A 23,884-nucleotide genomic window follows, 5' to 3' on the forward strand; every position below is an offset into this window, starting at 1 on the left:
TGCCTGCTAAGAAACTCTCAAGGCTTCGAATGCTGCTAAGCGGTTTTGCCAAATGGCCACCTTTAATTCCGTATAATTTGAAAAATGGTTTTCATTATATTTAACCGTAGCACCGTTGGTAAGTTCAATCTCCTGCTGCTGGTAGCTGCCAGCTATGCTATCTCGCATCACTCTCGTTCGTAGGGTATGGATGGCTTCCATGTCGGTATAAGGAATCAGATGACGTATGCTTATAAAGTAATAGCTGATGATAAGCCCATCTTCACCAGCTTCCATACTTCGCATCAAGCCTACCCTGAACAGTACGACATATTGATAGATGAACCATAACAAGGGCAAAGCAACGCAAAATACTTTCCCTTCCGTTTCATAATTGGAATTGTAACTAAGTAAACAAGCTACCGCCACAAGCAAACCTACGGCTTTGATGATGAATACCTTAGCAACATTGAGTGGATGACGGACTGCGTGAACGATATACGGCATTGGATGGATATTAAAGTGATAAGGGTGGTGATCCCGAAACTTTCTTTTGATAAAATTAGCCAATTTCTGATATATATTTGCTTTATGCTTACCGAACAACTCTACCAGCTATATCTGCAGCACCCGGTTATCAGTACCGATACCCGCAAGATTACAGAAAACAGTATGTTTTTTGCCTTGAAGGGCGATAAGTTTGATGCTAACACATTTGCCCAACAGGCACTGGAAGCAGGCGCAGCATATGCGGTAATTGACAATGAGGCCTATCGCATCAACGATCGCTGCATACTGGTAGAGGATGTACTAACCGCCCTGCAGGATCTGGCCCGGCATCACCGCCGTCAGCTGCAAATACCGGTTATTGGCCTTACAGGCACTAATGGCAAAACCACCACTAAAGAGCTGATCAATGCGGTACTATCGCAACAGTTTAAAACGCTGGCTACCATCGGCAACCTGAACAATCATATCGGTGTACCTCTTACTATCCTTTCTATACGTCCTACGCATGAGGTTGCTATTATTGAGATGGGCGCTAACCACCAGAAAGAAATTGAGCTGCTTTGTACCATAGCGCAACCCAGCCATGGCCTGATTACCAACGTAGGCAAAGCCCACTTGGAAGGTTTTGGCGGTGTTGAGGGAGTAAAAAAAGGCAAAGGTGAGTTGTATGATTACTTGAAAGCCACAGGTGGCATGGCCTTTATCCATAGTGATAGCCAGGCGTTGCTGGAGATGCAGGATCAGCGTGAATTAAAAAACGTAACTTATTACGGCACCGATGCCGTTATGAACGCTATAAGCGGCCAACTAACCGGCAATGCACCTTATTTAAGCTTAACCTGGCGCCGAAAAAGCGAGGAGCAACAATACCACGTAGCCTCACAGCTTACCGGCGAGTACAATTTGCCTAACATATTGGCCGCTATTTGCATTGGCGATTATTTAAAATTGAGCACCGAACAAATAAACCAGGGCATTGCAGGTTATCAACCTAAAAACAATCGCTCCCAAATATTACAAACAGCCACCAACACGCTTATCTGCGACTATTACAATGCTAACCCCAGCAGCATGGCCGTTGCTATCGAAAACTTAGGTAAAATGCAGGCCGAACACAAGGTGATGATTTTGGGCGATATGTTTGAAATGGGCGATGAAGCCCCTGCCGAGCATCAGGCTATCATCCAGAAAGCACTCAGCGTACCTGCCAACCAGCATATTTTTGTGGGCGAGGAGTTCTATCAGCAAGGCCAAAACCACCCGGCTACTTTTTACCGCACTGCCGAAGAGGCTATTGCTTATGTACAAGCTAATCCGATCACAAATGCTACGGTATTACTGAAAGGATCGCGCGGTATGGCATTGGAGCGATTGGTACAATATCTGTAAATATTTCTTTCCGGTAACGACGAAATGTCAGTACTGCAGGCCTTTGCTTAGGCCCCTTGGGCCAATGTGAGGCTGTAGGAACGGTTTTTGAGACAGCTTAGGCATGGATCATTTACAATTAATAACCGGATACATAGCAGGATCGGGCGGTTTTAATTCCGCCTGGTTGCTGATGATTATAATTGCTTTGGTGAGCCTTGGTGTACAATGGCGTTTCAGAAGCAAGTTTAAAGAATACGCAGAGATCGGGTTAATGTCGGGCATGTCGGGGGCGGAAGTTGCTGAACGCATGCTGCGCGACAATGGCATTTACGATGTGCAGGTCATATCGGTAGAAGGACAGCTTACCGACCACTACAACCCCGAAAACAGAACCGTAAATTTGAGTCAGGATGTGTATTACAGCCGAAGCGTGGCCGCTGCGGCCGTAGCTGCACACGAGTGCGGACATGCCGTACAGCACGCTAAATCCTATAGCTGGCTTAAATTTCGATCGGCTATGGTGCCGCTCGTAACTACTGCCTCTACCATTACGCAATGGACATTGATGATTGGTGTAATGCTGATGTTTTTTTCGGGCAATGCAACCGTCTTATTTATAGGTGTGCTGGCACTTGCCGTGGTAACCGCCTTTAGCTTTGTTACCCTGCCTGTTGAATTTGATGCCAGCCGTCGCGCACTGGCCTGGCTTGACAACAATCACAGCGTAATGCAAACCCGCCAGGAACACGCCGAAGCTAAGGATGCCCTATGGTGGGCTGCCATGACTTACGTAGTTGCTGCATTAAGTTCATTAGCTACATTGCTGTACTATGTATCTATACTCAACAGCCGTAACAGAGATTAATGTCTGATTGTTATTTCATAAAAAAGCCCGCCCGGAATGTACCGGCGGGCTTTTTTTATTATTCATCCAGCAACATTTCGCGTATGGTTTCGGCCGATTCAATTACATCAAAGTTACTGTCGCCCACAAATACCTTGGTGGTGTTGCCATCAAAATCGGGCACTTCGTAAAAGTATTGTATGTGTTTCGTATTGAAATATAATTTACGGTTGTCGGGTGCTTCGGTTAATACAATAATGTTTGCCATAGTTTGCTGTTATAGTTAGTAAAAAGCTTAACATGTTATTAAAGTATTAGTTTTTCTACCATATCTTCTTAAAGCAATACATTTAAAGTCCGATAATCAACATTTAGCAATACTTTAATATATTGCATTACTAAACCTGATTACAATAATAATGAGTAAGAGAATTGACTCACAAAAAATTATGCTTGAGCATTCAGAAGCGAAAGTAAAATTATTGAACAAGTATTTAGACCGATACCTTAATATCATTTCTAATGATAAACACACAAAGAAGATAAGTGTCTTTGATTTGTTTTGCGGTGAGGGAATTTATGAGAATGGAGGACATGGAAGCCCATTAATTATATTAAATGCAATTAACAAACTCCATGAACTTAACACAGGTAGTATCAAATCTATTCCTCCAATAAATGTATTCTTAAATGATAAGAAATTAGAAAAAGTCGAAAAGGTAAAGTCTATAATTAGAGAGCAAGAGCTGCATAACGAAGCATATGGGAAATTAAACTTCACAAATAAAGATTATAAACAAATAATCCCAAAGCTTAGCACTTACTTAAGAAATCTCAAAGACGAAAAAGCTTTTATATTTATTGACCCATATGGTTACAAAGAAATAAGAGCTAGTGAGATAAAAGCCTTATTAGAATCGAATAAGGCTGAGATTCTTCTGTTCTTGCCTATACAATTTATGTATAGGTTTGATGAGAAAGGAACACCTATTTCATTAAAAGAATTATTGGAAGATTTGGTACCAGATGATACTTGGAAGTCAAACAATTCCGTTTATCAATTTATTGATCAGTTCAAAGAAGCTTTTAAAACAAGTTTAGGATCGACCTATTTCGTTGATACATTCACAATTCAAAAGGATCCAAATACGGTATACTGCTTATACTTTTTTTCAAGTCATATAAGAGGCTTTGAAAAGATGTTAGAATCTAAATGGGAAATTGACTCGAATGAGGGTAAAGGATGGAAATATGAAAAATCTGGAAACTTGTTTAGTGATTTTAAAACGAACAAGCTTGAAGAAGATATACTAAAATACTTAGCAATTAAGCCGAGGAATAATAAAGAAATTTATAACTTTACATTACATTTGGGATTTCTACCTAAACATGTAAATGAAGTATTAAGCGCATTGCAGGATAGCTCTAAAGTAATAGTAACACTCTTTAATGGAGAGAAAGCAAGAAAAAAAGCCTTTTATATTAGCTATGACTATTATAAGGAAGAACATCCTAAAGCAATGATTAAGTTGGTTTAAAGATGGCACAATCTGATATTGAATGGACTGAAATTACATGGAATCCAGTTACAGGATGTAATAAAGTTAGTCCGGGGTGTAAATTCTGCTATGCAGAGGTTATGTCAAAACGACTTAAGGCTATGGGTATTGAAAAATACAAACATGGCTTCAAGTTAAGATTGCATTTAGAGGCACTAAGCACTCCTTTCACATGGAAGAAGCCAAAAGTTGTATTTGTCAACTCTATGAGCGATTTATTTCATGACGAAGTACCACTTGAATTCATTCAAGCTGTATTCTCAGTCATGAATAATACACCACGCCACACTTACCAAGTTTTAACTAAACGATCTGATCGACTTTTAAAACTGGCTCCTCTTTTACAATGGAGTAAAAATATTTGGATGGGTGTCTCTGTTGAAAGCGAAAACTACACCTACCGTATCGATGATTTATCAAAAACCCCAGCCCACATAAAATTCCTGTCAATTGAACCACTTATTGCCCCTTTAAAAACTTTAAATTTAGAGAATATTAACTGGGTGATTGTCGGTGGAGAATCCGGTCACAAAGCCAGGCCTATCAAAAAAGACTGGGTTGACTTTATTAAGTTAAAATGCGCTGAAAAAGATGTAGCATTCTTTTTCAAACAGTGGGGAAAAGCAAAGTTTAATATTAATCCATCAGATCCAACAATTGAATCATCTCATCCGAAACATGCCAAAGGAGGCTGCGAATTGGATGGTCATATATATCGTCAAATGCCGATTGTTGCTGCATGATACTAACCTTGAACTATCAAGAGCAATAAAACTAAAAAGCCCCGGCTTATAATAAGTCGGGGCTTTTCAATATCCGTTATAAAATTGTTAATTCAATTTAAAAGGTGCAATTAAGTAAAACTCCGGTATCTGCGCGTTAAATGTCGAGTTATCAATTAAACGTAGCATTTCATATTCACCTTTCATGCTGCCCATATCGGTTTTCAGGTTGCATCCCGAAATATATTCATGGGAGTGGCCCGGCTCAATAACAGGTTGCTGCCCTACCACACCCTCGCCTTCCACCTCGCGGCGTGTACCGTTCGAATCAAATATCTGCCAGTGGCGGCGCATCAGCTGCACGGTATAGTCGCTCAGGTTTTCAATATGAATTTTGTAGGCAAACATAAAATGATCATTTGCCGGGTTTGAATACTCTGGTTGATACTGCGTTTCAACCGACACCTTTACTCCATCTGTTATTGTAGTAGTAACCATATTTAAAGTTATACTAAAGTATCTCAATAATCAAGCCATCTCCGTGGCGTATTTTTCATTTATCTGTAATAAGATATCGAATATCTCTTCCAGGTTTTCGGTTTGTACCAGCTTCATTCTAAACTCTTTAAAGTTTTCTAATCCTTTAAAATAGTTTGAATAGTGCCTGCGCATCTCAAATATCCCGGTTTTGGGGCCTTTCCACTCAATCGACTTTTCCAAATGCGTGCGGCACACCTCTATACGCTCGCTGATAGTAGGCTTTTCGCGATGCTCACCGGTGGCAAAAAAGTGTTTCACTTCCCTGAAAATCCAGGGATAACCAATGGCAGCTCTGCCAATCATCATGCCATCAACGCCATACTCCAACCGCCAGTTGGCAGCCTTTTCGGGCGAATCGATGTCGCCGTTTCCGAAAATGGGGATTTGGATACGCGGATTCTTTTTGATCTCCCGAATCAGCGTCCAGTCGGCCACACCTTTGTACATCTGGGCGCGGGTACGGCCATGTATGGTTAAAGCTTTAATGCCTATATCCTGCAGGCGCTCGGCTACCTCGTAAACGTTTTTGGTGTTATCGTCCCATCCCAAACGGGTTTTAACCGTTACCGGCAAATGCGTAGCCTCCACTACCGCTTTGGTCATGGCTACCATTTTGTCAATATCCTGCAGTAAGCTGGCACCGGCACCGCGGCAGGCCACGTTTTTTACCGGGCATCCGTAGTTGATATCCATCAGGTCGGGCCCTGCTTGTGTAGCAATCTCGGTAGCTTCGCGCATACTATTAATATCGCTTCCAAAAATTTGAATACCTATAGGGCGTTCATACTCAAATATATCCAGCTTTTTACGGCTTTTGACGGCATCGCGTATCAGCCCTTCGGACGAGATGAACTCGGTATACATCATATCCGCGCCGTTTTGCTTGCACACATAACGGAAAGGCGGATCGCTAACATCTTCCATAGGAGCCAGCAGCAACGGAAACTCACCTAAATCTATATTTCCTATTTGTACAGACATGCGTATCTTTAAGGCTGCAAAAATACGAAATTTTCAACAGATATAATGATTCCCGGAACTCCGCATAAACGTACCCCACTGAGCCCCTCATTGCAGTTTGCTATATTGATCTTACTTACTATCTCGATTTTAATAGCGGGTAATTTTATCAGCATGGCTGTAATTGCAGGTTTGTATGGTACAGATACTTTCAACAACGTGATCAGTTTTAACCCTAATGCACCGCATATTGCGCAAGGCTTATGGATACTGCAAATTATAAGCACCACCATACCACTGTTTATCACGCCCATTATATTTTCGATGTGGATTGTGCGCGAGCCGCAAACCTATCTGAAAAGCAATTTTAAGTTCAACCCGTTTTTAATGGTGATTGTGCTGGCTATTATGTACGTATCCTTGCCGGTGATGGAAGAAATGATCAGGCTGAACCAGCAAATGCAACTGCCCGATTCATTAAAAAATATAGAAAACTGGATGCGCAATATGGAAAATGCCGCACAAAAGGCAACCGCCGTGATGCTGCGCATGAATACCATAGGCGATTTGATAACAGCATTGCTGGTTATCGGCCTGTTTACAGCCATTGCCGAAGAATTTCTATTTAGGGGATGTATGCAAACCATTTTTGTACGGTGGACCAACAACCAGCACGTAGCCATATGGATAACGGCAACATTGTTCAGTGCTTTCCATATGGAGTTTTTCGGGTTTGTGCCGCGGCTGATGCTGGGTGTACTTTTTGGTTACTTTGCTGCCTGGAGCGGCAGTATATGGCCGGCGGTTTGGGCACATTTTTTAAACAATGGGAGCGCAGTGTTGATTACTTATTTGTATCAGCATAAGCAGGTTAACATTAATCCGGATGCAGACTATACCTTTAGCTACTCAACCTATGCGTTAAGCGTAATAATTACCGTACTTTTGATGTTGAATTACCGCAATGTGGCCTTAAATAAGCCCTATTTTAAAAAATACTGATGGAAAGAAACTGGGTTAAGATATATACCTCAACCAACTATTACCAGGCTGAAATTATTAAGCAGGTATTGCTCGAAAACGAAATCGGTGCAGTATTGCTTAACCGCCAGTCATCATCGCACCATACTTTTGGCGATATCGAAGTTTACATTCATGAAGAGGATTTTAGTGATGCCATTGAACTGATGGTAATGAACCAGATTGCTTTATGAAAACACGCGCTATAACCGGGATATTTTTTGTAGCTATAATGCTGGGTTCCTTTTTTGCAGGACCAGTTGTTTACAGCGTTTTTTACGGCCTGTTGAGCTTGCTTTGCCTGCAGGAGTTTTACAGACTTTTAAAGCAAAGCGGGCAGCAGCCTAATATAGCCGTTGGTTTACTGAATGGCTTGCTGCTTTTCACCGCTTTTGCCTGCACCTTTTACCTGGATGCCCCCATCAGCCATAAACTGCTGATTGTTTTGATACCTGCCATGAGCGGCATATTTGTTCATGAGCTTTATAAAACAGGTACGGCGCCTTTTGCCAATATTGCCTACACTTTTTTAGGGTTAATATTTACCATCGTTCCGTTTTCCTTTTTCCATGCATTAGCCTTTGCAGGTCCGGCAGGTTTCAACAGCCATTTTCCGATGGCGTTTTTGCTGATGCTTTGGGCTAATGATACCGGTGCTTATCTAACGGGGCGCCAATTTGGTCGCACCAAGCTGTTTGAACGGCACTCCCCTAAAAAAACATGGGAAGGATTTATTGGCGGTATTTTGATCAGTGCTATTGCAGGTTATATCATCAGCATTTATTTCACTGAATTGCCTTGGCGCAATTGGGTATCCATTGCTGTTATTATTGGCATAGTGGGCACCTCAGGCGACCTGGTCGAATCCATGTTTAAGCGCAGCATCAACGTCAAAGACTCGGGCGGTATACTGCCGGGGCACGGCGGCTTGCTGGACAGGTTTGACGGGCTGCTACTGGCCGCACCTATCGTATTTGCTTATTTGTATTTTGTGCTTAATTAAGATTTAGAAAGCCTCTTCGGAGGCTTTTTTGTTTTGGTATATAGTACTATATTAGTGGCTAACCTACCACCGCATAACCTATGGTGAAGCATAACCTTAACCAATTAGCATCAAACACATTGATGCGCCTGCTACTGTTTATCGTCTGTTTAGTAAAGGGAACTGCACCTGCTATCGCTCAAGATTCAGTTAGGGCAAACATCAATCAAATATTTTTGACGGTAAATAACTTTAATATAGAGCAAGCGGCTGAGAAATTATACTTGCATACCGATAAAACCTATTATGCTATTGATGATACCTTATACTTTAAAGCTTATTTATTGCAGGCAACCAACTTAACTGGATCTGTAAAAAGCGGCGTAATGTATGTAGAGATTGCTAATGACAGTAACCGGGTAATGAAACGCACTGTTCACCCGGTTTATAGAGGGGTAGCAGCAGGGCAAATCACCTTAGATAGCAAAGAGTTTCCACAAGGAGAATACACATTACGCGCCTACACTAACTGGATTCGGAATGTTGGCGAATCATGTGTTTTTAAAAAGCAATTCATGATTAATCACATTAATAGCAAAGAGTGGTTAATTACGTATAAGACTCAAGCAACTACCATTGCCGATAAAAGCAGAATACAACTTAATTTACGAGTTAATCAAATTGACCAATCGCCCGCCGGGCTGCGCAAATTGCAGTTAAAGCTTACTGACGGCCAAAGAACAATATTTAAAAACGACGCAGAAACAGATTTGGGTGGGCAGTTAGCTATGGATTTTAATTTGCCACAAAAAGCTGACAGTAAACGCCTATCATTAACTATACAGGACTTACGTAAAGGCGAAACAGACAGAAAAGTGTACATACCGCTCACCCTTAACCGGCCCGATCATGTAGACTTACAATTTATGCCTGAGGGCGGTTATTTGCTTGCCGCCAACCCAACCCGTGTTGCCTTTAAGGCTTTGAATGAGGACGGATATGGCGCAGATATTTTGGGCGATATTTATGACACTAAAAATCGTAAAATAACAACGTTCACATCACTACATAAGGGCATAGGCACTTTTGATCTAACGCCCGAAATAAATGAAACCTATATAGCCAAAGTAAAACTACCCGATGGCACCTATAAAACATATGCGTTACCTACTGTACAAGCATCAGGTATAGCCTTAAAAGTTAATAATATTTTTAACAGCGATAGCATAGAGGTCACGCTTAATTCCACACCGGATATCGCATCTGTTGGTCATGCTTATTACCTGATAGGCCATTCGCGTGGTGTAGTACACTATGGCTCCGCTTTACGCATTACCAACATTCGAAAAAAAATATGGGTAAGCAAAAAGCTTTTTCCCAGCGGTGTTGTACATTTTACATTAACTGATCTCAGTAAAAAAGCATTGAGTGAAAGAATTGTATTTATTGACCATGATGATGATATTAAAATTCACGTAAGCGCTAATAAACCCGTTTATAAGCAACGCGATAGCGTGGCATTAAATATCCAGGTAACAGATGCCGACGGAGCCCCACTGCAAGGCAGCTTTTCTATTGCAGTGACAGACGATGCACAGGCAAAAACAGATAGCATTAGCTTTACTTCGATAACAACGCACATGCTGCTTGCTTCTAACTTGAACGGTACAATTGAGGATCCTGGCTTTTATTATAAATGCAGTACGGATAGTACTAAATGGAAAATGCTAGACAATTTGCTTTTGGCACAAGGCTGGGTAAAATACAATTGGAATGATGCATTTTTACCAGCCAAGCCCTTCGCCTATAATGCAGAGCCGGAGTTTGTTATATCAGGTCGTGTTTCTAATATTTTCAATAAACCTGTTGCCAATTCGGGGATCACATTGTTTTCAAAAAAGCCTATGATGATAACCGACACGGTTACCAACAGCAAAGGTGCTTTTATTTTTAAAGGTATTATGCCTACTGATACTACCGTTTACTTTCTCCAAGCCAAAAATAAAAAAGGGAAAAGCTTTAACGTAGGCATAGAAATGGATGAATTTAAACCACCAGCCTTTATGTCACCAATTGAGCGGCTGGTACCCTGGTATGTAAACATTGATACTGGCAGTATAATAGCTGTTAAGAAACAGGTTTTATTGCAAGAAAATTATAAAAGGCTTACCGGAGGTAATGTACTTCGTGATGTGGTTATTAAGAGTAAACGAATCATTAAAGATTCTAAAAATTTGAATGGAGCTGGAGAGGCTGACTTAATAATAGATGAAGCCGAACTGGAGAAAGCAGGCAGAACCACCTTGGGCGATTTGATGAGAAATCGGGTTAAAGGCTTTGGTGTTAAAGCTACTAAGGAAGGGAAATTCTATTACCATATTCTCGGCAATTTGTTACACTTGGTTATAGACGGAATTAATACCGACTTCTTTTTACCTGAAGGCGCATCGAGATATGAATTCCTAAATGAATACTTTGATTATTACGACGCTGAAGAGATAAAAGGTATAGAAGTAATGAGTAGACCTTCATACGCAAGCCGTTATACTTCTGAATTTCTAAATCCCATGGAATCCCCTTTTAAACACTCCTTTATCGAAGTAACGACTCGTAGTGGGCATGGGCCGTTTGTTAAGAAAGCAGTCGGCACTTATGTATTCAGACCTACGCCTTTTACGATTTATAAGCCGTTTTATGCACCTAAATACAAAGTAAACAGCATACCTGATATGACCGATATCCGTTCTACCATACACTGGGATGCCAACATTATTACCAACCAGGACGGCAAAGCTACTATTAACTTTTACACCAGCGATAATACAGGAACCTATACCTACGTAATAGAAGGAGCTGATATGGCTGGAAGTATAGGGAGTGCAAGAGGAACAATTTCTGTTAAGTAAATTAGGCACACCAGGATACAAACCTGCACTACCAGCTTTTATAGAATTTTTACGTTGGCTAATTTGGCTTAATTAGTATTTTTGTTGTTTACATTCTTATATTTAACACATGACTTTTCATAAAGAAGGATACACCTCGATGGCCTTGTGCATTCTGGTAATTTTTGTGCTGAATGCGCTGGTTCACTTTTACTATCCTGATGCCGTTACATTAAAATGGATTGTATATATCCTGTCGGCTTTTCTGTTTATTGTTATCCTGCAGTTTTTCCGCAGCCCTAAATTCGCTATCAGCCAGGACGAAAAAACAGTGCTTTGCCCTGCCGATGGCAAAGTGGTAGTAATTGAAGAGGTAGAAGAACCTGAATTTTTTAAAGATAAACGCATCCAGGTATCGGTATTTATGTCACCTGTTAACGTGCACGTAAATCGCAACCCGATATCGGGCGTAGTTAAATATTTTAAATACCATCCGGGTAAATACCTGGTAGCATGGCACCCAAAATCATCTACTGAAAATGAGCGCACTACTATCGCTATCGAAAACAGTGCCGGTATACCCGTATTGTTCCGCCAGATTGCCGGTGCTATGGCCCGCCGTATTGTATGGTACGTAAAACAAGGCGATCAGGTACATCAGGGCGATCAGTTTGGCTTTATTAAATTTGGGTCGAGGGTGGATATCTTTTTACCTTTGGGCTCGAAGGTAACCGTAGGTTTAGGCGAAAAAGTTAAAGGCGGACGTACTGTACTGGCCGAATTACCCGTTAATAATGCATAACCCGTTCAAATTATTTTAAACCCTGATATATGAAAAAATTTACTTTAATGATGGCGTTAGCCTGCACCGTAACAGCTACCCAGTCTTTCGCACATGACAAAGACAAGGGCAAAGAAAAATGCACTGCCGGTAAAGAATGCTGCAAAAAAATGAGCAAAGCATCTGCTTCGGCTAAAGCCAAATGCGCTAAAATGTGCGCTGACGCTAAGAAAGCATAATTTAAAAACTCGTTTTAAACGAGTCAAATAAAAAAGCCACTTGTATATACAAGTGGCTTTTTTATTTGACTAAACCTTCGTCTGTTCAATATTAGATCTCAGCATATCTTAAAGCATAAAAGCCTATGAGTATGCATTTAAATCCATTAGAGGAATGCTATTAAACAATGCATAATGCATCGGTTCTGCAGTACAATATTTTATATACTAAAAACACAAACCAGTAATCTTCCAGCAGTTCAACCTAGCCTGCTCAATCACATATGTTTATATCGTTCAAACAACAATAGCCCCTCGTTTTGCGAGAAACTATAAAGTGCAAAAAAGCCCTTCCAGCCGAATAGCTGAAAAGGCTTTGAATATCGTTAGGTAAAAATTAAACTCTTTTTGATTTGATACGAGCAGCTTTACCAGTAAGTGCGCGCAGATAGAATAATTTTGCACGACGTACTTTACCGTGGCTGTTTACTTCGATCTTATCGATGTTTGGAGAGTTGATAGGGAAGATACGCTCAACACCTACACCGTTTGACATTTTACGTACAGTAAAAGTTTCGGTAGCACCGGCGCTGTTGCGCTGAATTACTACACCTTGATACAGCTGGATACGCTCTTTGTTACCCTCTCTGATTTTATAATGTACGGTTACAGTATCACCTGATTTAAACGCAGGAATTTCCTTTTTTACTACCGATTGCTCTTCAACAAATTTTACTAAATCCATGATTTTTAGCTCTTAAAGCGATTTTTAGCCCGTAAAAATCGGACTGCAATATTAGGTATTTTTTTTGTTTTTAAAAAGTGTATTTAAAAAAAGTTTTAGCTTTTTTTAAAGCGTTGATGGGGAACGAAGAAATCGGAGCAAGAAGCGGGGTTGCAGGATATACTTCTCAATAGTTAAAGTATCAAATTGTACTTTACAACCGGTCCTAATTTCTCGCTCTCCGCTCTATATCTCCCCGCACCCAAGGTTACTCCAGCAAATCGGGCCGGCGCTTACGTGTGCGCTCTAAAGCTTGCTCAAAGCGCCACTTTTCTATTTCGGGTGTGTTACCGCTCAGCAGTATATCGGGCACCTTGTGGCCGTTCCAATCGGCTGGGCGGGTATAAACCGGGGCATCCAGCAACTCGCCCTGAAACGAATCGGACAGCGCAGAAGTTTCGTCTGATAACACACCAGGTATCAACCTCACAATTGCATCTACCAGCACCGCTGCAGGCAGCTCTCCGCCCGACAATACGTAATCGCCGATAGAGATCTCGCGCGTTACATATAAATCGCGTATACGCTGGTCTATGCCTTTATAATGGCCGCACAGGATAATGATATTCTTTTGAATGGAAAGCTGATTGGCAAGCTGCTGATTAAACGTTACGCCATCGGGCGACATAAATATAACCTCATCATATTCACGCTCGCTCTTTAACTTCTCAATGCAAGTAGCAAAGGGCTCAATCATCATCACCATACCACTGCCGCCACCATAAGGGTAATCATCCACATTTTTATGTTTAGCGGATGAATAATCGCGCAAATTATGAACATGTATTTCGGCAATGCCTTTTTTTTGCGCACGTAACAATATGGAGTGCGCAAAGGGACTTTCAAGCAGGCCCGGCAAAACGGTGACGATATCGAAACGCATTTGTTTAAGAATATTTATAAGTCTGAAATAAAGATTTACTGCATACATATTGCAGTAAGTATCATCAATACAACATAAGCGATGCTGAGAGGCCTGTTACGGATTCAAATACACATCCAGCAGCCCTTCGGGCAGGTCGAGGTATATTTCGCCACCTTCTACATCAATGCCTTTTATAAAGGCTGCATTAAGCGGAAAAAGCACTTCGCGATGCTGGTAATGTACCGAAGCAATAGTTTGTTGCGGATATTCAATAACATCGGTAATTTCGCCCAGCTCGCCATGAGTTTCATCAATAGCGATAAAGCCCTGCAAATCCTTCAAGGTAAACTCTTCTTTTTTCCTTTTAGGTTTCAGCTTGTTAGGCAAGTATACTTCTTTTTTAACCAGCTGTGCCGTTTTATCCACATGGTCCACCTCTTCCAGGTTAAGGTAAGCGGTGTTGGCTTGTGGGTATTTAACCGAGCTTACAAAGTACGGAACCAGTTTGCCGGCCACATCAATAAACACGGTATTATACTTTATTTTTTCCAGCTCGTCAAAATCCACATATACCTGTAGCTCGCCTTTCAGGCCGCGGGTTTTAAGTATGGTGCCTATTTTAAAATAATCTTCTGTTTTCATGGTTGCTACCAATGTCATTAAATAACAATAGCGAAACACCGGTTAAAGTAGTTTCGCTATTGCTGTAAAAGATTTTTATAAAATTATTCAGCTGATTCAGCTTCAGTAGACTCTGTTGCTTCTTCAGCAGCAGGAGCTTCTTCTTCAGCAACCGGTGCATTTTTAGCAGCGATAGCAGCAGCTCTGTCTTCTTTCTTTTTAGCTTCAGCAACTAAAGCAGCTTTACGTGCTTCGTCTTTAGCGTTAGTTAAAGTTGATTTTTTGCCGGTAATTTTACCTTCTTTTTGCTCAACCCACTCAGCAAATTTAGCATCAGCCTGTTCTTGAGTTAAAGCACCTTTGGTAACACCACCTTGTAAGTGTTTTTTGTATAATACACCTTTGTATGACAGGATAGCACGGCAAGTGTCAGTAGGCTGAGCACCTTTGTTTACCCAATCAAAAGTTTTATCGAAGTTGATATCGATAGTTGCAGGGTTAGTGTTCGGGTTGTAAGAACCGATACGCTCAATAAAACGACCATCACGTGGTGCACGGGCATCTGCTACTACGATGTAGTAAAAAGGTTTACCTTTTTTACCGTGTCTTTGCAATCTGATTTTAGTTGCCATTCTTTTTTCTTCTTGTTATGTATTCAACATTCCCCCGGAGCTTCTTCTGCGGGGACGCAAAGATAAAAAATAATTTATTATTTAAAATACTGAAATGCAAACAAAAAGGCATTATCCCGAAACAGCGGAATAATGCCTTTTGCTATTAACTAATTGGTATAATTACAGAGACAATATCTCTACAATTTTCATCAAGTTGCTATCTACATCCGTAGTATGCTTAATTGCACTTTCAAACGGTGTGTAAGATATTTCGTTGTTGATGATACCGATCATTTCATGGCTGTGACCCTGCATTAACGCCTCAACAGCGGCAACCCCTACACGGCTTGCCAACACACGGTCCATACAGCTTGGGTAACCACCACGCTGCATGTGGCCTAATACAGATACACGGGTATCATAGTTAGGGTATTTTTCTTTAACTAAACGACCGATTTCAAAAGCGCCACCGGCTTCGTCACCTTCGGCTACAATCAGGATTTTTGATGATTTATCACGACGGCCTTGCTCCAAACGCTCGTATAGCGCTTCCAGGTTGTTTTTGGTTTCAGGAATCAGGATAGCCTCAGCTCCTGATGCAATACCGGTACGCAATGCAATCAAACCTGAATCGCGGCCCATTACCTCAACGATGAATAAACGGTCATGAGATTCGGCAGTATCGCGAATTTTATCAACCGCCTCAACCACCGTGTTGATAGCCGTATCATAACCTATGGTAAAATCGGTACCTTGTAAATCGTTATCAATAGTACCCGGTAAACCCACAATCGGAATATCAAACTCGTTGCTGAATATTTTTGCGCCGGTAAAAGTACCATCGCCACCAATACCAACCAAAGCATCGATACCATAACGTTTTAACTGGCGGTAAGCCTGCTGGCGACCTTCCGGTGTGCGGAATTCTTCGCTGCGTGCAGTTTTAAGGATGGTACCACCACGCTGTATAATGTTGGCTACTGATTTACGATCCATCGGAAACAAATCACCGCTGATCATACCAGCATATCCGCGACGGATACCGGTTACTTCCAGGTTATAGTATAAAGCTGTACGTACTACGGCACGTATGGCAGCATTCATGCCGGGCGAGTCGCCGCCCGAGGTGTAAACTCCAATATTCTTAATTTCGGCCATTGTTATTCTGATAGGCGGCTTTACCGCTGTCTAAAAATTTAATGTAATTCGCTACATCATAATTTGCACCCTGTGGCGGTACTAATACATCGCCCCTGGCATTCACTATAACATAATACGGCTGCGAATTTACATTAAAATTCTTAGCTTCATAATCACTGTTTTTATTCCCTATCGATTTAATCTTCTTTTTACTGAAATCAGAAACGTATTGCTCATTAGCCGGCAACTCGGTTTTCTCGTCAACATACAGCTCCAGCAATACAAAATCATTCTGCAAACGCTTATGCACTCCCGGGTCGCTCCATACTTCCTGCTCCATTTTACGGCAGTTGGCACAGTTCCAGCCGGTAAAATCAATCAGCACCGGCTTGTTCAGTTCTTTGGATACCTGCAGGGCCTGTTCATAATCGTACCACTCATCAAGCCCGGCATGCTTGCCGTTTACAAAAAGCGCTTCGTATTTCTTTTCTTTGATAGATACCGCTTGCTTAGGTGCAGCATCTGCACTGCCCCCGCCATTGGTCAGGTAAAAATCCTGGGTGGCCGGGGGTGGTAAAAATCCGCTCAGCACTTTAAGCGGCGCTCCCCATAAGCCGGGGATCATGTACATCACAAAAGCAAAAACAACAATCGCTAAAAACGTGCGGGGCACCGACAGGAACGGTAAATCGCTATCGTGCGAAAACTTGATTTTACCCAGCAAGTACAGGCCTAACAAAATACCTAACGCTATCCAGATTGACAGGAACACCTCACGGTCAAACCAGTTCCAGTGGTAAGCCAGGTCTACGTTGGATAAAAATTTAAGTGCAAAGCCCAACTCCAAAAAGCCTAAAAACACCTTTACGCTATTTAACCATCCGCCCGATTTAGGCAAACTTTTTAACATAGAAGGGAATAAAGCAAAAATGGTAAATGGCACGGCCAGCGCAGCCGAGAAACCAAACATACCCATGGCCGGCCCTAAACGCTCGCCTTTTGATGCAGCATCAACCAGTAAGGTACCAATAATTGGCCCTGTACATGAAAAGGACACCACTACCAGGGTAGCTGCCATGAAGAACAACCCGGCCAAGCCGCCTTTGTCTGAGTTCTCATCCAGCTTATTAGCCAGCGAGCTTGGCAGTACCAGTTCAAACGCACCTAAAAAGGAAGCACCGAACACCACCAGCAACAAAAAGAAAAAGAAGTTGAATATCCCGTTAGTTGCCAGAGAGTTCAAGGCATCGGATCCGAATAGTAAGGTGATCAGGAAACCCAGCGCTACATATATAATGATGATAGAAACACCATAAATAAGCGAATGCATTACCGCTTTGCTGCGGCTACCTGCCTTTTTGGTGAAAAAGCTAACAGTTAATGGCAACAGCGGATAAATACAAGGCATAATAAGTGCAGCAAAGCCACCTACCAACCCCTGAATAAATATTTGCCAAAGGGTTTTAGGCTTCTCTTCGGCCTTAGCAGCTACTGCGCCGGCTGCTTTAACTTCGCTCGACTTAACTGTTTTCTTTACCGTATCGGCAGCGGTTGCAGCATCTGTAGTTCCGGAAGAAAAATCAACACCATCTGCCGAAATCAAAGTATCGGCAGATGAAGATTGTGCTTTGGCAACAGAAATAGTTCCTGCACCGATAGTTATAATACCTAAAAGAAGGATGAAAAAAAACTTGATTGCCGTTCGGCTATATGTATCTGTCATTTTCGGCAACTTACTTGGTGGCTACAGCTACAGTAAACTCAACTTCATCAGGCGGCAAGCATTTATGATCGTTACATGTCATGAACTCTACTTTGCCTTTAACCATAGCCTGACCAGGTGATTTTAACTTAACCTTTTGCTGAAAAATTACCGATTTTTCAAAATAGCCTACATTCATTTTAAACGCATTCTCGAACTTGGTAATGGGTTTTGGCTCAGCAGGCTTCCCAACCAGGGTATAGCTGCCCGATGGTGCAAAAGTTATTTTGGTTGCCACTGGTCCGCCGTCTTTTAAATGCTGAGAGTATACATGCCATCCATCATCAATAGTAGCTTTAATAAACACAACAGCTTCGGTAGCACTTATTTTTTTTGCAGCGTATGCCCATTTTACCGGAGTTTCAATTTGTGCAAAGGCTGCTACCGTCATAAACAGGGATACAGCTACTAATAACAGTTTCTTCATTTCGATTAATGATTATGTAAAAATTCTATTTCTTTTAAATTGTATAGATGAGGCTTTTGCTCATGTACAACTTTCAGCAAGCCGTTATCAGTTACCGTTGTAATAGTACCTTCAAACACCTCTCCTGCTGCCGTATACAAAGCCGGCTCATTGTAACGGTAAAGCGCCTGCAAATACCGTTCTCGTATCAGACTGGTTTCACCTGCCCGAAGTTTAATGTACCAGCTTTCTATACCGGCACAAAGTTCAAACAATAAGGCTTTCAAATCATAATCTTTATGTAAGATTTGCTTGAGCGATACTGCATTGGGTACCCATTCAGGAAAATTATCCTGGTTAATATTTAGCCCTATGCCTATAATGCTATGCTTAATAGCGTTGCCACGAATAGTATTTTCTATTAAAATGCCACCCATTTTGCGCTTGTCTACGTATACATCATTGGGCCACTTAATTTTTACGGCCTCGCCAAGCAAAGGCACAAGCGCCTCATGAATACCTAGGCTTATTGCACGCGTAAGGTCAAACTGCTGGTCGGGTTTAAGAAACGCAGGGTTTAAAAGGATACTGAAAGCAAGGCTTTCGCCTGTTGAACTGTACCAGCGATTTTGCTGCTGACCGCGGCCGGCATACTGGCTTTCTGCCATAATGACCGTTCCTTCGGGTACTGGCGTGGAATTTGCCAATATATTTTTAAGGTATGTATTTGTAGAGTCAACTTCTTTTAGGGTTACTAACTTTTGTGCAACAAATAGTCCTGAAAAAATGTTATTTTGCAAGGTGTACTAAAGATTAAACTACAATCGTTCAAAATTAAAAGTTTTTAATGGTAAAAAACAAAGTGTTAAATGAATCCGCTTATATTTCTGAATTAGCAATACACGGCATTCAGGAAAAAAAGGGAAATGAAATTGTCAGATTAGACCTCCGTAATATTTATAGTTCTGTATCCGATTATTTTGTAATCTGCCATGCTGACTCCACCACACAGGTGAAAGCTATTGCCAACAGCGTGGAAGAGGAAATTTATAAAGCCACCCAGGCTGAGCCATGGCGCAAAGAAGGCCTTCAGAATGGTGAATGGGTACTGCTCGACTACATTGATGTTGTTGTTCATATTTTCAGAACCGACAAACGTGAGTTTTACGGAGTAGAAGATTTATGGGGCGATGCCGAGATTAAGTACTATCAAAGTGCTTAACTTAGCCCCTTGATCAAAGTGTAAAATTTAGAAAGCAAGTTTGAGCTTATAATAAGATGAAAGATAGTAAACCAGATAGACCGAGATCCTTCAGACGGATACCGAATAGAAGAAATACTCCCCGCCCGCCAAAGTTCAATTTCATGTGGATTTATGCCATTGTGATACTGGCTTTGCTGGTGGTACCCTATATTTTTACCGGCACTGCAGGTAAATCTATTTCGTTCAATCCGCAGTTTGTAAACATGCTGAGAAGCCGCGACGTGAGCAGGCTTGTTGCTTACAAGGATGGCGACCGTATTGTTGCCGAGGTTTATATTAAAAAAGACAGTTTAAAGAAAAAGCAGCAGTATGCCGAAGTAAGGCAGCAGCGCTCTATCAACGTTAATTCTAACGGCCCGCAGTATACTTTTACCGATGCATCTTTTGAAAGCTTAAAGCAATCATTGGCAGCAGCGCAAAAAGACATGCCCGATGCTGACAAAATATCACCTGAATTTGCAGAAGCACATGAAAACCTGTGGTCAAACACGCTGGTGCAATGCGTAATTATGGTGGTACTGTTTGCCGGCTTATGGATGTTCATTATGCGCCGTATGTCTGGCGGTGGTGCCGGCGGCCCTGGTGGTCAGATATTCAACATTGGTAAATCAAAAGCTACCCTGTTTGATAAAGAAGCCCAGATCAATGTAACCTTTAATGACGTAGCCGGCTTACAAGAGGCTAAAGAAGAGGTGATGGAGATTGTAGACTTCCTGAAAAACCCTAAAAAATACACGAACCTGGGTGGTAAAATCCCGAAAGGTGCACTGCTGGTAGGTTCGCCGGGTACAGGTAAAACCCTGATGGCTAAAGCCGTTGCCGGTGAAGCGCAAGTGCCTTTCTTTTCCCTGTCAGGTTCCGATTTTGTGGAGATGTTTGTGGGTGTGGGTGCATCACGTGTACGCGACTTGTTCAAACAAGCTAAAGACAAAGCGCCGTGTATCATTTTCATTGACGAGATTGATGCCATTGGCCGCGCCCGTGGTAAAAACAATATTGTAGGTGGTAATGATGAGCGCGAAAACACCCTGAACCAATTGCTGGTTGAGATGGATGGTTTCGGTACCGATTCTGGTATCATTATTATGGCTGCTACTAACCGCCCGGATGTATTAGACTCCGCTTTATTGCGCCCGGGCCGTTTTGACAGACAGATATCTATCGATAAACCCGATTTGATTGGCCGTGAGCAGATTTTTAAAGTGCATTTAGCACCGTTAAAATTAGCCGAAGGCGTAGATGCCAAAAAATTATCAGCCCAAACCCCAGGTTTTGCAGGTGCCGAAATTGCCAACGTTTGTAATGAGGCTGCCCTGATTGCTGCCCGCCGTGACAAACAGGCGGTAGATATGCAAGACTTTCAGGATGCGGTTGACCGTGTGATTGGTGGTCTGGAAAAGAAAAACAAGATCATATCACCAGAAGAAAAACGCATTGTAGCTTACCACGAAGCCGGTCACGCTATTGCAGGCTGGTTCCTGGAACATGCTGATCCGCTGGTTAAGGTATCTATCGTTCCGCGTGGTGTTGCTGCTTTGGGTTACGCCCAGTATCTACCCCGCGAGCAGTTCCTGCACACAACCGAGCAATTGCACGATGAGATGGTGGTATCAATGGGTGGCCGTGTAGCTGAAGATATTGTGTTTGGCAGAATATCAACCGGCGCACTGAGCGACTTGGAACGTATCACCAAACTGGCCTACGCCATGGTGAAAATATATGGTATGAATGATAAAGTAGGTAACCTGTCATTCTACGATCCGCAAGGCGAATATCAGTTTAACAAACCTTACTCTGATACCACTGCCGAGCTGATTGACGCCGAAGTACGCAAGCTGATTGATAACGTTTACCAGCGCACCAAAAACCTGCTGACCGAAAAACGCAATGGCTTGGAATTGTTGGCTGCAAAACTGCTTGAAAAAGAAGTGTTATTCCAGTCTGACCTGGAAGAGCTTTTAGGCAAACGTCCGTTTGAAAACCGTACGACTTATGATAAATTTGTGAACGGTGAGGCTGCATTAAATCCGGAAACTGATAACAACGCTATACCGGAAAGTGTAACCAACCCTGAAACCGCCCGTATAGACGGTAACACAGAGAAATAATTAATAAAGGAATAATTCTTTTTATATTTAAAGCCACTATTTTTATAATAGTGGCTTTACTTTTATACATGAAAGACAATACCACGCCCAAAGAAAGGTTACTGAAAAAAGTACGCAAAGCCCTACTGGAACGCCGGGACAATCCGTACCCAAATTTGGAAGACCTGCCCCTGTATGCGGCACCTGCCGAGGATGATATACCCGAACTTATATTTGCCGAAGAGTTTATTGCTGCGGGCGGGCAGTTTGTTTTTTGTGAAGACGAAATTCAATTTATTGAATCACTGCTTAACCTAGCCGAAGAGCGCAACTGGCACAAAATATACTGCTGGGAATCGGGCTTGCAACAACTGCTTAACCAGTACGAATACCCATATTACGAAACTGACAAGAACTTTGAACGTGCCGATGTAGGCTTTACGCTTTGCGAAGCATTAGTGGCACGTAATGGCAGCATTTTGTTATCCAACGCGGGGATGGCAGGCCGTCGCTTAAGCATTTATCCGCCGGTGCATATAGTGTTGGCCTATACCTCACAGATGGTACTGGATTTGAAAGATGGCTTTAAATTATTAAGAGATAAATACCGCCACAGCTTACCCAGCATGATTACCACCGTAACCGGCCCAAGCCGTACGGCTGATATTGAAAAAACGCTGGTAATGGGTGCCCATGGGCCTAAAGAGGTGTTTGTATTTCTGCTGGACGGATAACGTTAGCGCTTAGGGTTTTCGCAATATCTTCCAGCCGGGCTTCATCAAGCACAATCCTTTCTGATACACCGTGTGCATTATACTCCCATTTAATAAGGCGTATAAAGCCTTCGGCTATTTCAATACCGGTTATGTCACCGTCATCAAAACAGCAGCAACCGGTATTAAAATAGGTAGGCTGGTAACCCGGAAAGTTAAACTGGCTTTCGCCTTTTGCATTCAGCACCTTAATTTGGTTGCGCAGGCTTTTCACCCGCTCATCATCACCAGCTTCGCGGGCTTTTTCCAGGTCTATATACAAACGCTCTAGATGAGTTAACGATTGGAATACCGGTTGATGGGTGTGCCCGGTTACAAGCAACAGGTTTTGCTGGCAACTGCTCCAATCGTACATAATTTGGTTATGCAGGGTTTTCAAATGATCGTTAGCCGCCGGCGTGTTGGGGTTAATGCGCAGATAAGCCTGTACCAGTCCCCATACGTTTGCTACAAACCATTTACTGAACCAATTACCATCACTATGCAAATCGCCCTGGTGGCCGTGCGTTAAAAACAGGGATAAAGGCTGGCCATTCACTTCGGTTTGCAATATCACCCCTTCATAAATTTTAACGGGCACTTTATAAATCAGCTTTAAATTGATGGCGGCCAGCGGATCATTATCCCAGTACAGGTCGTGGTTGCCAAACACTTTGATAAAAGCACTGCGTTCTAAAAACAGGCGTTCGGCAGCAAAGGTTGCGCGGTTATGGCGCTTTACGCCAGCCAGCCTGTTTTCCCAGAGCTCTTCGCTATCCCCCAAGTTAATATAGTGATACTGTTGCTCATTATAATAGGCCAACGCTGCCAGGTAGTTCTTTTCGGCTAGTACAAAATCATCAGAAGCGTCCCTTGTTCCTTTATGCTGATCGGACAGGATAATGAACTTATCTTTTGACAGGTCATAAGGAATAATAACACCGCGTTTCCCCGGCTTATCCAAAAGCAACCGGTACAGTTCGCTCAATGCAGTATGCACCCGTTGCTTATCGGGCCGTGACGAATATTTATCTGCCAAGCGGATAAGCGTTTTGGAAAAGAGCGTCTGTAATAAACGGCGTACCATGTTGGATAAACTCACTGCAGGCGCTTTTGTGTGGCATATCGTAAATGGCATCTACTTTTCGTATCTTACCTAAACTCTTTGCTACTATAAGAGTTAAACTATATTGTATTCACCCTATCGTTGATACATTT

The 23,884-nt window shown here is 42.2% G+C and carries 26 protein-coding genes; 13 read left to right on the forward strand and 13 right to left on the reverse strand.

From position 1 onward, the window contains the following. Positions 1–6: 6 nt before the first annotated feature. The gene (locus KHS38_RS08195; protein WP_213488006.1) at positions 7–486 is read right to left on the reverse strand and encodes a hypothetical protein; all 480 of its coding nucleotides are present in this window, start codon (positions 484–486) and stop codon (positions 7–9) included. Between the two features lie 84 nt (positions 487–570). Between KHS38_RS08195 and KHS38_RS08200 the strand changes: the two genes are divergently transcribed. Together KHS38_RS08200 and KHS38_RS08205 are read left to right on the forward strand one after the other, a co-directional pair. Continuing rightward, positions 571–1,878 (forward strand): UDP-N-acetylmuramoyl-tripeptide--D-alanyl-D-alanine ligase, encoded by a 1,308-nt coding sequence (locus KHS38_RS08200; protein WP_213488007.1) that lies wholly within the window; start codon positions 571–573, stop codon positions 1,876–1,878. A gap of 103 nt (positions 1,879–1,981) precedes the next feature. Then, on the forward strand, positions 1,982–2,725 hold the full coding sequence (locus KHS38_RS08205) for a zinc metallopeptidase (RefSeq protein ID WP_213488008.1): 744 nt from the start codon (positions 1,982–1,984) through the stop codon (positions 2,723–2,725). 58 nt (positions 2,726–2,783) lie between these two features. On the opposite strand, the gene KHS38_RS08210 is transcribed toward KHS38_RS08205, so the two are convergent. Further along, complete coding sequence (locus KHS38_RS08210; RefSeq protein ID WP_213488009.1) at positions 2,784–2,972, reverse strand: hypothetical protein; 189 nt, start codon at positions 2,970–2,972, stop codon at positions 2,784–2,786. Between the two features lie 151 nt (positions 2,973–3,123). On the opposite strand from KHS38_RS08210, the gene tcmP reads away from it, so the two are divergent. Beyond that, positions 3,124–4,242, forward strand: coding sequence for a three-Cys-motif partner protein TcmP (gene tcmP / locus KHS38_RS08215; RefSeq protein ID WP_213488010.1), 1,119 nt, complete (start codon positions 3,124–3,126; stop codon positions 4,240–4,242). Positions 4,243–4,244: 2 nt separating this feature from the next. After that, on the forward strand, positions 4,245–5,006 hold the full coding sequence (locus tag KHS38_RS08220; protein ID WP_213488011.1) for a DUF5131 family protein: 762 nt from the start codon (positions 4,245–4,247) through the stop codon (positions 5,004–5,006). An 87-nt stretch (positions 5,007–5,093) separates the two neighbouring features. Here the strand turns inward: KHS38_RS08220 and apaG are convergent, their stop codons facing one another. Both apaG and dusB read right to left on the reverse strand, forming a co-directional pair. Next, complete coding sequence (apaG, locus tag KHS38_RS08225) at positions 5,094–5,483, reverse strand: Co2+/Mg2+ efflux facilitator ApaG/CorD (protein ID WP_213488012.1); 390 nt, start codon at positions 5,481–5,483, stop codon at positions 5,094–5,096. A 30-nt stretch (positions 5,484–5,513) separates the two neighbouring features. Continuing rightward, positions 5,514–6,506: a tRNA dihydrouridine synthase DusB gene (dusB, locus tag KHS38_RS08230; protein WP_213488013.1), complete on the reverse strand. Its 993-nt coding sequence runs from the start codon at positions 6,504–6,506 to the stop codon at positions 5,514–5,516. A 45-nt stretch (positions 6,507–6,551) separates the two neighbouring features. Here dusB and KHS38_RS08235 point away from each other — a divergent pair, with 45 nt between their 5' ends. The 6 genes from KHS38_RS08235 to KHS38_RS08260 all read left to right on the forward strand — a co-directional run bounded on the left by KHS38_RS08235 (position 6,552) and on the right by KHS38_RS08260 (position 12,392). Beyond that, on the forward strand, positions 6,552–7,487 hold the full coding sequence (locus KHS38_RS08235) for a CPBP family intramembrane glutamic endopeptidase (protein WP_213488014.1): 936 nt from the start codon (positions 6,552–6,554) through the stop codon (positions 7,485–7,487). Then, positions 7,487–7,699, forward strand: a complete 213-nt coding sequence (locus tag KHS38_RS08240; RefSeq protein WP_213488015.1) for a putative signal transducing protein — start codon at positions 7,487–7,489, stop codon at positions 7,697–7,699. Before KHS38_RS08235 ends, KHS38_RS08240 begins: the two co-directional genes overlap by 1 nt. Next, complete coding sequence (locus KHS38_RS08245; protein ID WP_213488016.1) at positions 7,696–8,508, forward strand: phosphatidate cytidylyltransferase; 813 nt, start codon at positions 7,696–7,698, stop codon at positions 8,506–8,508. Before KHS38_RS08240 ends, KHS38_RS08245 begins: the two co-directional genes overlap by 4 nt. Positions 8,509–8,588: 80 nt before the next feature. After that, complete coding sequence (locus KHS38_RS08250) at positions 8,589–11,393, forward strand: hypothetical protein (RefSeq protein WP_213488017.1); 2,805 nt, start codon at positions 8,589–8,591, stop codon at positions 11,391–11,393. A 109-nt stretch (positions 11,394–11,502) separates the two neighbouring features. Then, positions 11,503–12,174: a phosphatidylserine decarboxylase family protein gene (locus KHS38_RS08255; protein WP_213488018.1), complete on the forward strand. Its 672-nt coding sequence runs from the start codon at positions 11,503–11,505 to the stop codon at positions 12,172–12,174. A 29-nt stretch (positions 12,175–12,203) separates the two neighbouring features. Further along, positions 12,204–12,392: a hypothetical protein gene (locus KHS38_RS08260; RefSeq protein ID WP_213488019.1), complete on the forward strand. Its 189-nt coding sequence runs from the start codon at positions 12,204–12,206 to the stop codon at positions 12,390–12,392. Between the two features lie 376 nt (positions 12,393–12,768). On the opposite strand, the gene rplS is transcribed toward KHS38_RS08260, so the two are convergent. From rplS to KHS38_RS08300, 8 genes are all read right to left on the reverse strand, one after another. Beyond that, positions 12,769–13,116 carry a 50S ribosomal protein L19 gene (gene rplS, locus KHS38_RS08265; RefSeq protein ID WP_213488020.1) on the reverse strand — a complete coding sequence of 116 codons (348 nt, stop codon included), beginning with the start codon at positions 13,114–13,116 and terminating at the stop codon, positions 12,769–12,771. 247 nt (positions 13,117–13,363) lie between these two features. Further along, positions 13,364–14,038 carry a tRNA (guanosine(37)-N1)-methyltransferase TrmD gene (gene trmD, locus KHS38_RS08270; protein WP_213488021.1) on the reverse strand — a complete coding sequence of 225 codons (675 nt, stop codon included), beginning with the start codon at positions 14,036–14,038 and terminating at the stop codon, positions 13,364–13,366. A gap of 96 nt (positions 14,039–14,134) precedes the next feature. Continuing rightward, positions 14,135–14,662 carry a ribosome maturation factor RimM gene (gene rimM, locus KHS38_RS08275; RefSeq protein ID WP_213488022.1) on the reverse strand — a complete coding sequence of 176 codons (528 nt, stop codon included), beginning with the start codon at positions 14,660–14,662 and terminating at the stop codon, positions 14,135–14,137. A gap of 83 nt (positions 14,663–14,745) precedes the next feature. Beyond that, on the reverse strand, positions 14,746–15,273 hold the full coding sequence (locus KHS38_RS08280) for a 30S ribosomal protein S16 (RefSeq protein ID WP_213488023.1): 528 nt from the start codon (positions 15,271–15,273) through the stop codon (positions 14,746–14,748). Positions 15,274–15,435: 162 nt separating this feature from the next. Continuing rightward, positions 15,436–16,413: a 6-phosphofructokinase gene (gene pfkA, locus KHS38_RS08285; protein ID WP_213488024.1), complete on the reverse strand. Its 978-nt coding sequence runs from the start codon at positions 16,411–16,413 to the stop codon at positions 15,436–15,438. Then, positions 16,400–18,118, reverse strand: a complete 1,719-nt coding sequence (locus tag KHS38_RS08290; protein WP_213488025.1) for a protein-disulfide reductase DsbD family protein — start codon at positions 18,116–18,118, stop codon at positions 16,400–16,402. Before KHS38_RS08290 ends, pfkA begins: the two co-directional genes overlap by 14 nt. Positions 18,119–18,128: 10 nt before the next feature. Further along, positions 18,129–18,584 carry a protein-disulfide reductase DsbD domain-containing protein gene (locus tag KHS38_RS08295; RefSeq protein ID WP_213488026.1) on the reverse strand — a complete coding sequence of 152 codons (456 nt, stop codon included), beginning with the start codon at positions 18,582–18,584 and terminating at the stop codon, positions 18,129–18,131. A 5-nt stretch (positions 18,585–18,589) separates the two neighbouring features. Continuing rightward, positions 18,590–19,363, reverse strand: a complete 774-nt coding sequence (locus KHS38_RS08300) for a biotin--[acetyl-CoA-carboxylase] ligase (protein WP_213488027.1) — start codon at positions 19,361–19,363, stop codon at positions 18,590–18,592. A 47-nt stretch (positions 19,364–19,410) separates the two neighbouring features. Here KHS38_RS08300 and rsfS point away from each other — a divergent pair, with 47 nt between their 5' ends. From rsfS to KHS38_RS08315, 3 genes are all read left to right on the forward strand, one after another. Beyond that, on the forward strand, positions 19,411–19,785 hold the full coding sequence (gene rsfS, locus KHS38_RS08305; protein WP_213488028.1) for a ribosome silencing factor: 375 nt from the start codon (positions 19,411–19,413) through the stop codon (positions 19,783–19,785). 56 nt (positions 19,786–19,841) lie between these two features. Continuing rightward, complete coding sequence (gene ftsH / locus KHS38_RS08310) at positions 19,842–21,935, forward strand: ATP-dependent zinc metalloprotease FtsH (RefSeq protein WP_213488029.1); 2,094 nt, start codon at positions 19,842–19,844, stop codon at positions 21,933–21,935. A gap of 68 nt (positions 21,936–22,003) precedes the next feature. Then, positions 22,004–22,648 carry a LutC/YkgG family protein gene (locus KHS38_RS08315; RefSeq protein WP_213488030.1) on the forward strand — a complete coding sequence of 215 codons (645 nt, stop codon included), beginning with the start codon at positions 22,004–22,006 and terminating at the stop codon, positions 22,646–22,648. Here KHS38_RS08315 and KHS38_RS08320 read toward each other — a convergent pair. Then, entirely contained in the window at positions 22,614–23,768 is a 1,155-nt protein-coding gene (locus KHS38_RS08320; protein WP_349627917.1) for a metallophosphoesterase, read from the reverse strand. The two genes, KHS38_RS08315 and KHS38_RS08320, sit on opposite strands and share 35 nt — an antisense overlap. Between the last annotated feature and the right edge of the window lie 116 nt (positions 23,769–23,884).

This window comes from Mucilaginibacter sp. Bleaf8 (assembly GCF_018390515.1).
Classification (GTDB): Bacteria; Bacteroidota; Bacteroidia; order Sphingobacteriales; family Sphingobacteriaceae; genus Mucilaginibacter.

What these genes read in the sequence shown, in the direction of transcription:
- KHS38_RS08195 (WP_213488006.1), bottom strand. Translation starts at nt 486, where the DNA reads ATGCCGTATATCGTTCACGCAGTCCGTCATCCACTCAATGTTGCTAAG.
- KHS38_RS08200 (WP_213488007.1), top strand. Translation starts at nt 571, where the DNA reads ATGCTTACCGAACAACTCTACCAGCTATATCTGCAGCACCCGGTTATC.
- KHS38_RS08205 (WP_213488008.1), top strand. Translation starts at nt 1,982, where the DNA reads ATGGATCATTTACAATTAATAACCGGATACATAGCAGGATCGGGCGGT.
- KHS38_RS08210 (WP_213488009.1), bottom strand. Translation starts at nt 2,972, where the DNA reads ATGGCAAACATTATTGTATTAACCGAAGCACCCGACAACCGTAAATTA.
- tcmP (WP_213488010.1), top strand. Translation starts at nt 3,124, where the DNA reads ATGAGTAAGAGAATTGACTCACAAAAAATTATGCTTGAGCATTCAGAA.
- KHS38_RS08220 (WP_213488011.1), top strand. Translation starts at nt 4,245, where the DNA reads ATGGCACAATCTGATATTGAATGGACTGAAATTACATGGAATCCAGTT.
- apaG (WP_213488012.1), bottom strand. Translation starts at nt 5,483, where the DNA reads ATGGTTACTACTACAATAACAGATGGAGTAAAGGTGTCGGTTGAAACG.
- dusB (WP_213488013.1), bottom strand. Translation starts at nt 6,506, where the DNA reads ATGTCTGTACAAATAGGAAATATAGATTTAGGTGAGTTTCCGTTGCTG.
- KHS38_RS08235 (WP_213488014.1), top strand. Translation starts at nt 6,552, where the DNA reads ATGATTCCCGGAACTCCGCATAAACGTACCCCACTGAGCCCCTCATTG.
- KHS38_RS08240 (WP_213488015.1), top strand. Translation starts at nt 7,487, where the DNA reads ATGGAAAGAAACTGGGTTAAGATATATACCTCAACCAACTATTACCAG.
- KHS38_RS08245 (WP_213488016.1), top strand. Translation starts at nt 7,696, where the DNA reads ATGAAAACACGCGCTATAACCGGGATATTTTTTGTAGCTATAATGCTG.
- KHS38_RS08250 (WP_213488017.1), top strand. Translation starts at nt 8,589, where the DNA reads ATGGTGAAGCATAACCTTAACCAATTAGCATCAAACACATTGATGCGC.
- KHS38_RS08255 (WP_213488018.1), top strand. Translation starts at nt 11,503, where the DNA reads ATGACTTTTCATAAAGAAGGATACACCTCGATGGCCTTGTGCATTCTG.
- KHS38_RS08260 (WP_213488019.1), top strand. Translation starts at nt 12,204, where the DNA reads ATGAAAAAATTTACTTTAATGATGGCGTTAGCCTGCACCGTAACAGCT.
- rplS (WP_213488020.1), bottom strand. Translation starts at nt 13,116, where the DNA reads ATGGATTTAGTAAAATTTGTTGAAGAGCAATCGGTAGTAAAAAAGGAA.
- trmD (WP_213488021.1), bottom strand. Translation starts at nt 14,038, where the DNA reads ATGCGTTTCGATATCGTCACCGTTTTGCCGGGCCTGCTTGAAAGTCCC.
- rimM (WP_213488022.1), bottom strand. Translation starts at nt 14,662, where the DNA reads ATGAAAACAGAAGATTATTTTAAAATAGGCACCATACTTAAAACCCGC.
- KHS38_RS08280 (WP_213488023.1), bottom strand. Translation starts at nt 15,273, where the DNA reads ATGGCAACTAAAATCAGATTGCAAAGACACGGTAAAAAAGGTAAACCT.
- pfkA (WP_213488024.1), bottom strand. Translation starts at nt 16,413, where the DNA reads ATGGCCGAAATTAAGAATATTGGAGTTTACACCTCGGGCGGCGACTCG.
- KHS38_RS08290 (WP_213488025.1), bottom strand. Translation starts at nt 18,118, where the DNA reads ATGACAGATACATATAGCCGAACGGCAATCAAGTTTTTTTTCATCCTT.
- KHS38_RS08295 (WP_213488026.1), bottom strand. Translation starts at nt 18,584, where the DNA reads ATGAAGAAACTGTTATTAGTAGCTGTATCCCTGTTTATGACGGTAGCA.
- rsfS (WP_213488028.1), top strand. Translation starts at nt 19,411, where the DNA reads ATGGTAAAAAACAAAGTGTTAAATGAATCCGCTTATATTTCTGAATTA.
- ftsH (WP_213488029.1), top strand. Translation starts at nt 19,842, where the DNA reads ATGAAAGATAGTAAACCAGATAGACCGAGATCCTTCAGACGGATACCG.
- KHS38_RS08315 (WP_213488030.1), top strand. Translation starts at nt 22,004, where the DNA reads ATGAAAGACAATACCACGCCCAAAGAAAGGTTACTGAAAAAAGTACGC.